This window comes from Saccharothrix luteola, assembly GCF_020859565.1.
Classification (GTDB): Bacteria; Actinomycetota; Actinomycetes; order Mycobacteriales; family Pseudonocardiaceae; genus Actinosynnema; species Actinosynnema luteola.
Genome location: NZ_JAJHUO010000010.1, coordinates 1 through 12997, shown reverse-complemented (window position 1 = coordinate 12997; position 12997 = coordinate 1). Strand labels below are relative to the sequence as shown.

Sequence of the window (12997 nt, the reverse complement as noted above, 5' to 3'; positions counted from 1 at the left end):
CAAGCCGGGCGGACCTGCCCGCGTGAACCCGTCGTGGGCCGTGCGGTCGCATCCGTGCGTGAGGGAATCAGCGTGGTCCGAGGTGGACGATCGCTAGATGGTGTCCGCGGTCAGGCGGAGGGACGGGCGGAAGACGGTGCACACGTCACACCTCCGCTCACGGGTGGTCACAAAGTGAAGGTACCGGCGGAGGGACGGGGGATACGTCGCCCGTTCGGGTCAAACGGGCTTGTCGAGGGGCACGAGCGCGGCCCAGCCGGGTTCGGCGGCCCGCTCCACCCACCCCGCCGGCCACTTCCGCCGCACGTCACCGGTCCGCGTCCGGGCGTCGGCCAGCTTGGCCGTCGTGTGCACGCCGAAGTCCGTGCGGCCCTCGAACACCGCGCCCCGGAACACGGAGTCGCCGAATGTGACCCGCCGGAAGTCGGCCAGGTCGCGGAAGCGGGTGTCGCGGAAGTCGGCCGTGCCGGTGAACTCGGTGCCGCGGAACGCCGCCGGGCCGACGAACGTGGTGCCGGCGAACGACGCGGACTTGACCCGGGCGAGGGTCAGGGTGGGCTTGACCAGCGTGGCGTTGGACAGGTCGAGCGTGATGTCGGCCCAGAACACCTCGGGTGCGTCCGGTCGCAGGTGGGCCGCCAGCAGCGCGGTCGCGGTCTGCCGGACCTCCAGCTCCTGGAACCGGTGCGCGTCGCGCGGCCCGATCCGCGTCCTGGCGCGGACCTCCGGCGGCGGGGTGAACGGCATCCGCAGGTAGGCGCAGATCAGGTTCACGATCGTCTGCCGGTGCGCGGGGTTGCCCTGAGCGAGCCGCTCCAGCGCGTACAGCCCGGCCAGCCGCACCGGGGCCTTGTCGCTGCCGAGCTGGTCGGCGGCCTTGCCGTACAGCTCGGTGACGCGGCGCTCGGTCGCGTCGTGGTCCTTCTGCACGAGGTCCAGCTCCGCGTAGCGCTGGCGGCGGGCCGTGAGCAGCAACGCCGCCGCGCCGCCCGTGCCGAGCACGATGCCGGACGCCGTGCGGACGACGTCCAGGCGTACCCCGTCCTGCGGCTCGCCGGACCCCAGCGTGACCAGCAGGAGCACGACGGACCCGACCGCCACCACACCGAGCCCGACCGCCCAGAGCACGATCGTCCTGGCCGACAGCACGCGATGCTCCACACCTCCAGCCCAGCGGAACGCCGGCGGGTCGTCAATCACCGATGCGGGCGGTAGAAAGGCATGTGGTGGATTCGCGCAACGACATGAGCGGGACCGTGGCGGGGCCGCTGATCCAGGCGCGGGACGTCGCCTTCACCCAACCCGCCCCGGTCGCGCTGGCCGGCTTGCCGCCGGTGGACCTGTTCACCGGCCGCGCGGCGGACCTCGACGCGCTGGCGGCGGCGTTGCGACCCGGCCCGGAACCGGCCGCCGCGCCCGTGGTGCTCTCCGCCGTGTCGGGGCTGGCCGGTGTCGGCAAGACCACGTTGGCGGTGCGCGCGGCGCACGACGCGGTCGCGGCGGGCTGGTTCCCCGGCGGCGTGCTGTTCATCGACCTGCGCGGCTACGACCCCGAGGCGCGGGTGACCCCGGACGTGGCGCTGTCGACGTTCCTGCGCGCGTTGGGCGTGCTCGCCGAGCACATCCCCGGCGAGCGGGCGGGCCGTGAGGCGCTGTACCGGTCGAAGCTCGCCGAACTGCCGCCGGTGCTGATCGTGCTGGACAACGCGTCGGCCGCGGACCAGGTGCGCCCGCTGCTGCCCGGCACGCGGACCCATCGCGTCCTGGTCACCAGCCGCCACACGTTGGCCGACCTGATCGGCGCCCGCCTGCTCGACCTGAACGTGCTCGACGAGGCCGAGGCGGTGAGCCTGCTGGACGGCGCGGTGCGCGCGGCGCGGCCCGACGACGACCGCGTGGTGGACGACCCGGGCTCCGCCTCGGAGCTGGTCCGGTTGTGCGGTCGCCTGCCCCTGGCGTTGAGCATCGTGGCCGCGACCCTGGCCGCGGACCCGGAGCAGCCGCTGGACAGCCTGGTGTCCGCGTTGGGCGAGGCGTCCACGAGGTTGGGCGAGCTGTCGTTCGGCGACAGCTCGGGGGTGCACGCCGCGTTCGACCTGTCCTACCAGCGGCTCACGCCCGCCGAAGCGCGGTTGTTCCGCCTGCTGTCGCTCAACCCCGGCCGGCAGGTGAGCACCGCCGCCGCGGCGGCGCTGGCGGGCCTGGCGGACGGGGAGGCCGAGAAGCTGCTGCGGTCGTTGCGCAGGGCTCACATGGTCGAGCCCGGTGAGCCGCGCGGCTGGTTCCGCCTGCACGACCTGCTCCGGCTCTACGCGCGGAAACAGGCGGAAGAAGAGCCGGAGGCGGACCGGGACGGCGCGGTGGCGCGCCTGCTCGACCACTACATCTCGGCCACCGAGGAAGCGGACGCGCGGCGCAACCCGGCGTACCAACTCTCCAGCGAGGCGTTGGCGTGGCTGGACATCGAGCACCCGACCCTGGTCTACGCCGTCGTCCTGGCCGGTCTGACGCGTCACCACGACCGGGCGCTGCGGTTGGCGTTCCTGCTCACGGGCTTCCTGTTCTACCGGCGGCACTGGGACGACTGCCGGCTGCTGTACGACCTGGCGCTGGACGTGGCGAAGCAGTCCGGTGACCGGGTCGCCGAGGCGCAGGCGGTGCACCGGCTGGCCCGGCTCGCCCGCGAGATGCGCAAGCGTGACGTGGCGCAGCGGCTGTACCAGGAGTTCCTGGCGTTCAGCCGTGAGCTGGGCGACCGGCCCGGGACTGCTCAGGCGCTGCACAACCTGGGCTCGATCGCCCGCCGCGCGCGGGAGCTGCACATCGCGCAGGCCCATTACGACGAGGCCCTGGTCCTCTACCGCGAGCTGGGCGACTGGCGCGGTGAGGCGGACATCCTGTTCAACCTCGGCACGGTCGCCCGTGAACGCCGCCGCCACGCCCTGGCCGACGAGCACTACACCGCGGCGATGCGGTTGGCGGTCGAGCACGACGACCGGCTGCGGGAGGCGCGGGTGGCGGTGTCGAGGGGCATCCTGTCCCGGCGGTTGCACGACCACGAGATGGCGCGGCACTGGTGGCTGGCGGCCATCACCCGGTACCAGGAGCTCGGCCAGGACGACATGGTGCGCGGCGTGCGCAAGCGGTTGGCGAAGTTACGGCGCCGCTGACCCGACGAGCACCGGCTCCGCCACGCGGGGCGCACGCCGCTTCACCGTCGTGGCCGCCATGCCGACGATCACCAGCGCCGCCGCCCCGAGGCGGACCGCGGTGATCGTCTCGTCCAGCAGCAGCCGGCCGGACAACATCCCCGCCACCGGCACCAGCAGCGCGAACGGCACGACGGCGCTCGCCTCGTAGGTCCGCAGCAGCAGGTTCCACAGCCCGAAGCCGAGCAGCGTCGACACCCAAGCGATGAACAGGATCGCCCCCACCCCGGTCCAGCCCATCCCGCGCAACGCGGCCAGATCCGCCGCCGGGCCCTCGAAGACCAGCGACAACCCGAGCAGCGGCAGCACCGCCAACGCGCTGACCCACACGATGAAGTTGATCGGGTCCGGCGGCCGGGCGTAGCGGGTGGCGACGTTGGCCAGGCCCCAGGCCACCGCGCCGAGGACCACCAGCAGGAAGGCCGAGATCGGGCTGCCGACCCCGTAGTCGAACGCGATCACCACGATCCCCGCCGCCGCCACGCCCATCCCCAGCAGCTGCACGGGCCGCGGCCGTTCCCGCAGCAGCACGGCCGCGAACAGCACGGTGAAGAACACCTGGCTCTGCAACACCAAGGACGACAACCCGGCGGGCATCCCGGCCGCCATGCCGACGAACACCAACCCGAACTTGGCCACGCCGAGCGCCAACGCGACCGCGACCACCCACTTCCACGCCACCTTGGGCCGGCCGACGAACCACAGCGCCGGCACGGCGGCGGCCAGGAACCGCAGCGCGGAGAAGAACAACGGCGGGAAGTCGCGCAGCCCCACCTTGATGACGACGAAGTTGACCCCCCAGATGGTGGCGACGAGCACCGCGATCGCGACGTGGCGTGGTTTCACACCCCGAGTCTCAGCGGTCTCATCGTTTAGGACCAGCGACGAGTTCTGAAGGTTTCGGTTTAGTATTGCTACATGCTGGATCTCGGACGGCTCCGCGCCCTGCACGCGGTGGCGCAGCACGGCTCGGTCGGCGCGGCGGCCACGGCGTTGGGCTACACGCCGTCGGCGGTGTCGCAGCAGATCGCCAAGCTGGAACGGGAGACGCGCACCACGCTGCTGGAACGCCGGGGCCGCGGCGTCGCGCTGACCGACGCGGCCCACCTGCTGTCGGCCACCGCCGGGCAGGTGCTCGCGCTGGTCGAGCACGCCGAGGTGGCGTTGGAGGAGCAACGCGGCGCGGCCGTCGGCGAGTTGCGGGTCGGCGCGTTCGCCACCGCCGCGCGCGGCCTGCTGCCGGCGGCGTTGGTGCGACTGGCCGAACGGCACCCGCAGCTGGACGTGCGCCTGGTCGAACTCGACCCGCCGGACTGCCTGGAGGCGGTGGCGCGCGGCGAGCTGGACCTGGCCGTCACGCACGACTGGGTGAACGCGCCGCTGGCCGTGCCCGAGCCGGTGTCGCGGGCGCGGCTCGGCGAGGACGTCGCCGACGTGCTGCTGCCCGTCGCGCACCCGTTGGCGCAGCGGGAGTCCGTGGTGCCGGAGGACCTGGCGGGCGAGCGGTGGATCTGCCAGCCGGAGGGCACGATCTGCCACGACTGGCTGGTGAACACCTTCCGCGGCGCGGGCATGGAACCCGACCTGGCCTACCGGATCGCCGAGTACGAGACGCAGTTGTCGTTGCTGGCCAAGGGGATCGGCGTGGCGCTGCTGCCCCGGCTCGGCCGCGGCGCGTTGCCGGGCTCGGTGCGCGCGGTGCCGTTCCGGCCGACGCCGACGCGTCGGGTGTTCGCGGTGTGGCGCACGCAGGCCGGCCGCCGTCCCGCCGTGACCGCGACCCTGGCGGCGTTGCGGGACTGCTGGGAGCAGCGGGAGACCGCCTGACGACCGCGTCAGGCGGCAGATAACGATCGGGCATCCCACGGTTGCGGTGCGCGCAATTGCGACGACTATCGAAGTGGGTCCTCGGGGGTTGTGGGTCTGGGCCCGGTCAAGCCATTCACCAGGAGGCCTCCTGCGGAAATCCGCCGCCGTGGGAGGTCTCCGCCCCGTCGTGAAAGCCCTTACCGGCCTGGCGCCCCAAGAGGGCGCACGCCGGTGAGACCCGCCCGCAGGTCGTCGTCAACCTGCGGGACCTCGACCCCGGGACGGCGTGATGGCCTCGGTCGCGGACCGCGGTTCAGTCCTTGTGCCGCTCCAGCAACTCCTCCAGGAAGCCTCCCGCCTCCGCCGCGGCACGGGCCGCGTCACGGTCGCGGACCGCGTCGAGCAGGCCGGTGTGCGACACGTGGTCGTCCTCGTGGTCGGTTTCCACGGTGGCCGTGATGCTGGCCCGGACCGCCTCGGTCAGGCCCTGGTACAGCTCGGCCAGCAGGGTGTTGTGCGAGCACTGCACGAGCATCACGTGGAACGCGGTGTCCCGCTCCACCAGCCGGGCCCACTCCTTCGCGGCCAGCGCGGCGTCCCGCTCGGCCAGCAGCTCCTCGAGCTTGCGGACCTCCTCGTCCGTGCGGTGGGTCGCGGCCAGGCGGGCGCCCTCCACCTCCAGCGTCCGGCGCACCTGCAGCACCTCGCGCAGCTCGCTGCCGCACATCCGGCGGACCGCGCCGGAGATCTCGCTGGTCGCGCGGACGAACGTGCCGTCGCCCTGGCGCACCTCCAGCAGCCCGGCGTGTGACAACGCGCGCACCGCCTCCCGCACGGTGTTGCGACCCACGCCCAGGGCGGTGACCAGCTCCGGTTCCGGTGGGATGCGACGGCCGACCGGCCATTCACCGGCGGCGATCGCCCCCCTCATCTGGTCGATCACCTGGTCGACGAGCCCGGCCCGCCGAGTAGTGGCCAACGGCACAGCGTCATCCTTTCATCCGAACATCCCATGTCTGCGATAGTGGTCCGGTGCCAATCCAGCAGACCCGGCCAGACTGGTCACCGTCGACTGCCCACATTGCCACCGATGGCGATGCCAATGCGACGATCGCCGACCATCCTGGCCGCACTGCCGTGGGTGAGGGGCGTCGGAGCCGCCAAGTTGCCCTGGTCGGCAGCACCCTGTTGGCGATCGGCGTAGCGCTGGCCGCCGCGAACCTCCGCCCGGCCGTGACGAGCCTGGCCTCCGTGCTCGGCGACGTGCGCACGTCGCTCGGCGTGTCGACCGCGTGGACGAGCCTGCTGACCGCCGTGCCGACGCTGTGCTTCGGGTTCGCCGCGTTCCTCGCGCCCTGGTTGGGGCGGCGGTTCGGGATGGCCCGCGCGGTCGCGCTGTCGTTGCTGGTGCTGACGGTCGGCTTGGTGCTGCGGGTGGTGGACGGGCCGGCGGCGGTGCTCGGCGGCACGTTCGTCGCGTGCGCGGGCATCGCGGTGTGCAACGTGCTGATCCCGGTCGTGGTGAAGGAGTCGTTCCCGGGTCGGGTCGGCCTGGTGACCGGCGTCTACACGGCGGCGTTGGCGGCCGGCGCGGCGGTGGGCGCGGCGTTCACGCCGGGGCTGGAGTCGGTGTTCGGGTCGTGGCGGTTGGCGGTCGGCGCGTGGGCGTTCCTGTCGGCGGCGGCGCTGCTGGTGTGGCTGGCGGGCGCCCGGCACGGGTTGGCCGCACGGCCGGTGGTGCGGCCGGCGAGGGTGGGGCGGCCGTTGTTCCGCAGCCCGTTGGCCTGGGTGATCACGGTGTTCTTCGGGCTCCAGTCGCTGCTGGCCTACACGGTGATGGGCTGGCTGCCGCAGATCCTCGTCGACGCGGGGGTGGACCGGACGACGGCCGGGCTGCTGCTGGCCATCACGATGGTGCTGGGCGTGCCCGTGAGCCTGGTCGTGCCCCCGTTGGCGGCGCGGTGGTCCGGGCAGTCGTGGCTGGTGCTGGTGTTGGGCGTGCTGTCGGTGGCGGGTGTGCTGGGGCTGGCCCTGGCGCCGGGTGCGGCGCCCGGGTTGTGGGTCGTGCTGATCGGCGTGGGGATGGGCATGTTCCCGCTCGCGCTGGTGATGATCTCGTTGCGCACGTCGACCGGCGCGGACACGGCGCGGCTCTCGGCGATGGCGCAGAGCATCGGCTACCTGATCTCGGCCGCCGGGCCGTTCGCCTTCGGGGTGCTGCGCGGTGCGACGGGCACCTGGACGGTGTCGATGCTGGTCCTGGTGGGCTTGCTGGTCGTGCTGACCGGGCTCGGGTGGGTCGCCGGGCGGCCGCGCACGGTGTAGGCGATGCGACCACGCGCGGTGTAGGTGATAACGCCTCGTCTTCCCGGCGCGATGTGTCGGTTACGGACAGAACGGAGACCCGGTCGCACGAGGGGTACGACCGGGTCTCCTCTCGTGGTCCTGTCTCGTGGTCCGGCCGTCCGCGCCGGTCAGTCCGCCAGCGGCAGGTTGAGCAGCGCGTTCTCGATGACCTCGGGCATCGCCGGGTGGATCCAGTACTGCCCGCGCGCCATCGTCCGCGCGTCCAGGCCGAAGCTCATCGCCTGGATCACCGGCTGGATCACGCTCGACGCCTGCGGCCCGATCACGTGCGCGCCGAGGATCAGGCCCGTGTCGGGGTCGGCCAGCACCTTCGCGAACCCGGTCGTGTCCTCCATCGCCCAGCCGTACGCGATCGACGCGTAGGCCTGCGACGCCTTCACGTAGCGCACACCGCGTTCGACGACCTGCTCCTCGGTCAACCCGACCGACGCGATCTGCGGCGACGAGAAGACGGCGGCCGGCACGAACCGGTGGTCCGAGGAGATCGGCTCGTCCGGGTGCAGCAGGTTGTGCTGCACGACCCGCGCCTCGTGGTTGGCCACGTGCTTGAGCTGGTACTCCGAGCTGACGTCGCCCAGCGCGTAGATGCCCTCGACGGACGTCTGCTGGCGCTCGTCCACGACCACGCGGCCGTCGGGGTGCACGTCGACGCCGGTGGCGGCCAGGTCGAGCAGGTCCGAGTTCGGCGTGCGGCCGACCGCGACCAGCAGCTCCTCGGACTCCACGACCTCCGCGCCGTCCGGGCCCTCCAGGTGCAGCCGCACGACGCCGTCGACCCGTTCGGCCCGCACCGCCTTGCGCTTGAGCCGCACGTCCCACTTCTGCGCGGCGGTCTCGGTGAACCGGGTGGCGATCTCGTGGTCCTCGTGGCGCAGGAGCAGGTCCGACCGCCCGACCACGGTCACCTGCACGCCGAAGGACGAGAACACGTGCGCGAACTCGGCCGCGACGAAACCGCTGCCCAGGATGGTGAGGCGAGGGGGCAGGGCGTCGAGCCGCATGATCGTGTCGCTGGTGTGGTAGCCGACGGAGTCGAGGTCGGCGACGTCCGGGACCACCGGTCGGCTGCCGGCGGCGAGCACGAACCGGTCCGCGGTGATCACCTCGCCGGTGCCCGTGTCGAGGGTCTTGGGGCCGGTGAACCGGGCCGTGCCCTCGTAGACGGTGACGTTGGCGTTCTCCTCGGCCCGCCAGTGGCGTCCGCCCTCGGAGATGGGGTCGATCCGGCCGAAGATCCGGTCGCGCACGTCGGTCCACCGCACGCCGTCCAGGTGGGCGTCGACGCCGAGCCGCGCGCCCGAGCCGGGTGCGGCGGCGACGTCGGCGGTGTGCACGAACATCTTCGTGGGGATGCACCCGACGTTCAGGCACGTGCCGCCGAACACGCCCTTCTCGACGATCGCGATGTTCCAGCCGGCGAACCGCCCGTCCGCGATGGAGTTGCCGGAACCGGTGCCGATGATGACCAGGTCGAAGTGCCTCACGTCGTGCTGCAACCCGCGACGTGAGGCACTTGTTCCCGGGGTCGGGTCCGCGCGCTCAGTGGGCGTAGGTCGGCACGAGGATCGCGCGGGCCAAGGTGTGGAACGCCAGGTTGAAGCTCACCACGGCGGGCGACGCGTCGCCGTCCACGTCCAACTCGTCCACGTCGACGGCGTGCACCACGAAGTAGTACCGGTGCACCTGGTCGCCGGGCGGCGGGGCGGCCCCGCCGAACGCGCGGGCGCCGAAGTCGCTGCGCACGTGGAACGCGCCGGCGGGCAAGGTGTCGTCCGAGGCGCCCGCGCCGGTGTCGAGGGAGGTGACGGACGCCGGGAGGTTCACCACGACCCAGTGCCAGAAGCCCGAGGGCGTCGGCGCGTCCGGGTCGAAGCAGGTGACCACGAAGCTCCTGGTCCCCTCCGGGAACCCGGTCCAGCTCAGCTGCGGCGAGGTGTTGCCGCCCTCGTACACCTGCGCCTCCGCCAGGGGTTGGCCGTCGGACACGTCGGTCGAGCTGAGGGTGAACGACGCCACCTGCGGCAACAGCGCGTAGGGATCGGGCGCGACGGGGCGTTCGAGGCTCATCGGGTCCTCCACACGTGATCTTGCGGGACAGACCCGCACGACCCTATCCCCGGGGTGACGGCGCCGCAGCCAGGGTGCGCCGAAGGCCTCGCCGGGTGAGGCTCGAACCCGTGAGCAACCTGAGTGATCCTCGTGGCGTCTCCAATCGAGTGAGCGTCACCTGGATGGGTGACGCCCGTTCGAGGGGGAAGCCCGGATGAGACCCAGGGGAGTGGCGGTCCTGGCCGCCGTCGTCGCGGTGCTGTGCGCGTGCACGCCGCAGCCGGAAGCGCGGCAGGTCCCGTCGGCGGCGGCCGTTGCCGAGACGACGACTGCCACGACGACCACGACGACCACGCCGCCGACGGCCGTGCCCGGTCCCGGCGGGACCACCATTCCCGTGTTCCAGCGGCCGTACGCCTTCGGCACGCCCCAGCAGCACGTGCCGCCGATCGTGGACGGCATGGTGCCGGTGGTCCGGCGGATCGAGACCGACCGGCCGTACGTGTTCGTCACGATCGACGACGGCGCGGTCCGTCACCCGGCCGCGGCCGAGTTGATGCGCAAGAGCGGCGTCGAGCCGACCCTGTTCCTGAACTCGAAGCACGTGGACGGGCACGCCGACTACTTCAAGGGGTTCGAGGGTCTCGCGACGGTCCACGCGCACACAGCGACGCACCCCGACCTGACGGGCACGTCGTACGACTTCCAGCGCGGTGAGATCTGCGGCAACGCGGAGCTGCTCCGGGCGCAGCTCGGGGCGCGGCCGAAGCTGTTCCGCCCGCCGTTCGGCAACTTCGACCACACGACGCGCCGGGCCGCCGCCGACTGCGGGTTCAGCGCGCTGGTCATGTGGACGGCGGCGGTCAACGACGGTGTCGTGCAGTTCCAGGCCGGTGGTCGGCTGAACGCGGGTGACATCGTGCTGATGCACTTCCGGCACACGTTCGTGGAGGACTTCCTGGCGTTCCTGGAGCGCTGCAAGCTGGACGGGGTGACGCCGGTCGTGCTGGGGGACTTCCTGGCCGATCCGCAGGCAACCGTGTGACGTGCGACACGTCTTTGGGGGTGTACCGGCATTCAGCCGGGTGAGCCCTTGGAGGACCGTCATGAACAGCCGCTTCAGGAAACTCGCGTTGCTCGTCTTCGCCATGGCTGCGGTCGGGGTCGCGGTTCCGGCCGCGTCCGCGGCGTCGGGCGCGTCGGGTGTGTCCGGTGCGTCGGCCGCGTCGGCCGCGTCTTCGATGACGCAAACGCCGGTGTTGACCGGCGTCCGCACGGGCAGACACGTCGGGTTCGACCGCGTCGTGCTCGACCTCGTCGGTCACCGGCCGGAGTTCTTCATCCGGAACGTCGACCAGCTCTACGAGGACGGTTCCGGCCACCCCGTCTCGTTGCCGGGTCCCTACTTCCTGGAGGTGCGGCTCGCGCCGGCCGCCGCGCACGACGACAACGGGAACCTCACCTACACCGGTCCCCGGAAGTTCGAGACGCCCGCGTTGACCAACGTCCGGGCGTTCGCGATCACGGGTGACTTCGAGGCCAACCTCACCGTCGGGCTCGGCATGCGGCGCGACTCGTGGCACCGCGTGTTCCTGCTCGACTCGCCGACCCGCGTGGTCATCGACGTCGGGCACTGATCGGTGGTTCGAGCGGCGAGCTCCCTTGACGACCGGTGAAGTCGAGGTGAACTCGTGGAGATGACCCGGTTCTCGGTCGGTCCGCCGACCGAGAATTCGGTGTGCAGGTGCTGCAATCCGCGTTGGACTTCCTCGGTGGTCCCGGTCCGGTGCTGCTCGCGATCGGGTTGCTGTTCGCGACGCCGGTCATCGACCGCCTCTTCGTGCGCCGCAAGCGGCTCGGGTTCCGGGTGCTCTACAACTCGAAGATCGGTCTCGGGCCGGAGCAGCTGCACGACGGGACGGACCCGAACTCGCCCCAGCTGAGGGAACTGGTGCGGGTGCTGGACCGGATGAGCATCGTGGTGGTCCGGGTCCGCAACACGGGTAGCTACGACATCGACGGCGAGGACTTCGACAAGCCGCTGACGTTCACCTTCGGCGACCGGGTCGTGTGGAACGCCAGGGTGTCCGAGGCGGGCTCCGAGGAGATGAAGGCCGAGATCCGGCGGAGCCTGCAGTTCTTCGGCTCGGAGGCGAGTCCGGCGAAGGCGTCGCTGCCGACGGTGCGGGAGCGGATGGCGCAGCGCGTGGCCAAGTGGGGCGGGCTGGCGGTGCCGGCGGACCCGCCGGGCGAGCCGGTGTGGCACGGCGTGCGGCTGGAGAAGCTCGCGTTGCGGCGCAAGCAGAAGTTCAAGCTGCTCGTGGTGCTGCGTGAGCCGGACGGCAAGTCGAAGGGCGAGCTCGGCAAGGACGTGAAGGTCGTCGGCAGCCTCGGAGGCGCGGGGATCGTGCACGACGAGCGCCCGGAGCGGCTGCTCACCCTGCCCCGGCTGACCGGTGGCCTGGCCGCGTTGCTGGCGGCGGTGCTGGTGCTGGTGCTGGCGTGGCCGCCGGGTTCGAACGACGCGACGGTGGCGTGCGCGTCGGGGAAGTTGCGGGTGGAGGGGTCGAGCGTGTTCATGCCGACTATGGCCACCATCGCCGACCAGTACGAGCGGGCCTGCCCCGGTGCGGACATCACCACGTCCGCGACGGGGAGCATCCAGGGCGTGCGCGAGGTGGCCGGGGGTGAGGAGGGGGTGGTGGCGCTGTCGGACGGCAAGCAGGAGGTGCAGGGCGTTTTCGCGCAGCAGCTGGCGATCGTGGTCTACCACGTGGTGGTGCACGGCTCGGTCGGGCTCGACAGCATCACGGTGGAGCAGCTGCGCGGGATCTACGCGGGGGTGTACACGGATTGGAGCCAGCTGCGGGGTGGTTCGCCGTTGCCGATCCGGATCGTGGGCAGGGGTGGTGAGTCGGGGACGCGGGAGCTGTTCGAGCGCCGGGTGCTGGGTGCGAGTGAGAGCGCGTTGTCGTCCAACGACTGCCGGGTGAGGGATCGCGCGCCGGAGGCGCCGGTGATCCGGTGCGAGCGGGACAAGAACGCGGACGTGGTGCGGGAGATCGGTGCGGTGGAGGGTGCGATCGGGTACGCGGACGCGCCTTCGGTGGCCGAGGCGCGCAAGACGAACGCGTTGACCGCGTTGTCGTTGGGCGGGAAGGTGTTCGACGCGGCGGCGGGGGTGGAGGCGGGCTACCCGTTCTGGACGGTGGAGTACTTGTACACGCGGTCGGAGCCGGTGGCGGGGTCGTTGGTGGGGCGGTTCGTGGCGTACGTGCGGGAGCACGACGGGGCTCGGGTTCGGATGAAGGATGCCGGGTACCTGCCGTGCGTGACGGCGGATGGGGTGCCGTTGGATTTGTGCAATCTGAGGTGAGGGTTGGGTTCGGGCTGGTGGTGTGGTGGTCGGGTTTTGCCCGGTGGTCACGCTCAAGCCCGGCTCGATTTGACGATCGGCTCGGTGGTCAGGTCCGGCTCGATTTGACAGGTGGATTCCAGCGGTCGTCGCATCACGGTGGTCAACTGCTGTCGGTGAGGAGTTTAGTGAGGCGCTCGGCTGGGGT

At 71.8% G+C, this 12997-nt stretch carries 11 protein-coding genes; 6 read left to right on the top strand and 5 right to left on the bottom strand.

What is annotated here, in order from left to right; genetic code table 11:
* Positions 1-219: 219 nt before the first annotated feature.
* Positions 220-1149: a pentapeptide repeat-containing protein gene (locus LNK82_RS15255; RefSeq protein WP_230567642.1), complete on the bottom strand. Its 930-nt coding sequence runs from the start codon at positions 1147-1149 to the stop codon at positions 220-222.
* 95 nt (positions 1150-1244) lie between these two features.
* On the opposite strand from LNK82_RS15255, the gene LNK82_RS15250 reads away from it, so the two are divergent.
* Positions 1245-3170 carry an ATP-binding protein gene (locus tag LNK82_RS15250; protein ID WP_230567641.1) on the top strand — a complete coding sequence of 642 codons (1926 nt, stop codon included), beginning with the start codon at positions 1245-1247 and terminating at the stop codon, positions 3168-3170.
* On the opposite strand, the gene LNK82_RS15245 is transcribed toward LNK82_RS15250, so the two are convergent.
* On the bottom strand, positions 3156-4055 hold the full coding sequence (locus LNK82_RS15245; protein ID WP_230567640.1) for an EamA family transporter: 900 nt from the start codon (positions 4053-4055) through the stop codon (positions 3156-3158). The genes LNK82_RS15250 and LNK82_RS15245 overlap by 15 nt on opposite strands.
* 72 nt (positions 4056-4127) lie before the next feature.
* Here LNK82_RS15245 and LNK82_RS15240 point away from each other — a divergent pair, with 72 nt between their 5' ends.
* Complete coding sequence (locus LNK82_RS15240; RefSeq protein WP_230567639.1) at positions 4128-5036, top strand: LysR family transcriptional regulator; 909 nt, start codon at positions 4128-4130, stop codon at positions 5034-5036.
* A gap of 295 nt (positions 5037-5331) precedes the next feature.
* Here the strand turns inward: LNK82_RS15240 and LNK82_RS15235 are convergent, their stop codons facing one another.
* Entirely contained in the window at positions 5332-6003 is a 672-nt protein-coding gene (locus tag LNK82_RS15235) for a FadR/GntR family transcriptional regulator (protein WP_230567638.1), read from the bottom strand.
* 95 nt (positions 6004-6098) lie between these two features.
* Here LNK82_RS15235 and LNK82_RS15230 point away from each other — a divergent pair, with 95 nt between their 5' ends.
* Complete coding sequence (locus LNK82_RS15230; RefSeq protein ID WP_372470502.1) at positions 6099-7343, top strand: MFS transporter; 1245 nt, start codon at positions 6099-6101, stop codon at positions 7341-7343.
* A 149-nt stretch (positions 7344-7492) separates the two neighbouring features.
* Here the strand turns inward: LNK82_RS15230 and LNK82_RS15225 are convergent, their stop codons facing one another.
* Both LNK82_RS15225 and LNK82_RS15220 read right to left on the bottom strand, forming a co-directional pair.
* Complete coding sequence (locus LNK82_RS15225; protein WP_230567636.1) at positions 7493-8869, bottom strand: mycothione reductase; 1377 nt, start codon at positions 8867-8869, stop codon at positions 7493-7495.
* A gap of 55 nt (positions 8870-8924) precedes the next feature.
* Positions 8925-9452, bottom strand: a complete 528-nt coding sequence (locus tag LNK82_RS15220) for a YbhB/YbcL family Raf kinase inhibitor-like protein (RefSeq protein ID WP_230567635.1) — start codon at positions 9450-9452, stop codon at positions 8925-8927.
* Between the two features lie 196 nt (positions 9453-9648).
* On the opposite strand from LNK82_RS15220, the gene LNK82_RS15215 reads away from it, so the two are divergent.
* From LNK82_RS15215 to LNK82_RS15205, 3 genes are all read left to right on the top strand, one after another.
* Positions 9649-10479: a polysaccharide deacetylase family protein gene (locus LNK82_RS15215; RefSeq protein ID WP_230567634.1), complete on the top strand. Its 831-nt coding sequence runs from the start codon at positions 9649-9651 to the stop codon at positions 10477-10479.
* 103 nt (positions 10480-10582) lie between these two features.
* On the top strand, positions 10583-11071 hold the full coding sequence (locus LNK82_RS15210; protein WP_443706258.1) for an AMIN-like domain-containing (lipo)protein: 489 nt from the start codon (positions 10583-10585) through the stop codon (positions 11069-11071).
* A 101-nt stretch (positions 11072-11172) separates the two neighbouring features.
* Positions 11173-12810, top strand: a complete 1638-nt coding sequence (locus tag LNK82_RS15205; RefSeq protein WP_230567632.1) for a PstS family phosphate ABC transporter substrate-binding protein — start codon at positions 11173-11175, stop codon at positions 12808-12810.
* Positions 12811-12997: the final 187 nt, after the last annotated feature.

Bases quoted from the DNA above. Each gene is read 5' to 3' on its own strand.
- LNK82_RS15250 (WP_230567641.1), top strand. From the start codon at position 1,245: ATGAGCGGGACCGTGGCGGGGCCGCTGATCCAGGCGCGGGACGTCGCC.
- LNK82_RS15240 (WP_230567639.1), top strand. From the start codon at position 4,128: ATGCTGGATCTCGGACGGCTCCGCGCCCTGCACGCGGTGGCGCAGCAC.
- LNK82_RS15220 (WP_230567635.1), bottom strand. From the start codon at position 9,452: ATGAGCCTCGAACGCCCCGTCGCGCCCGATCCCTACGCGCTGTTGCCG.
- LNK82_RS15215 (WP_230567634.1), top strand. From the start codon at position 9,649: ATGAGACCCAGGGGAGTGGCGGTCCTGGCCGCCGTCGTCGCGGTGCTG.
- LNK82_RS15210 (WP_443706258.1), top strand. From the start codon at position 10,583: ATGGCTGCGGTCGGGGTCGCGGTTCCGGCCGCGTCCGCGGCGTCGGGC.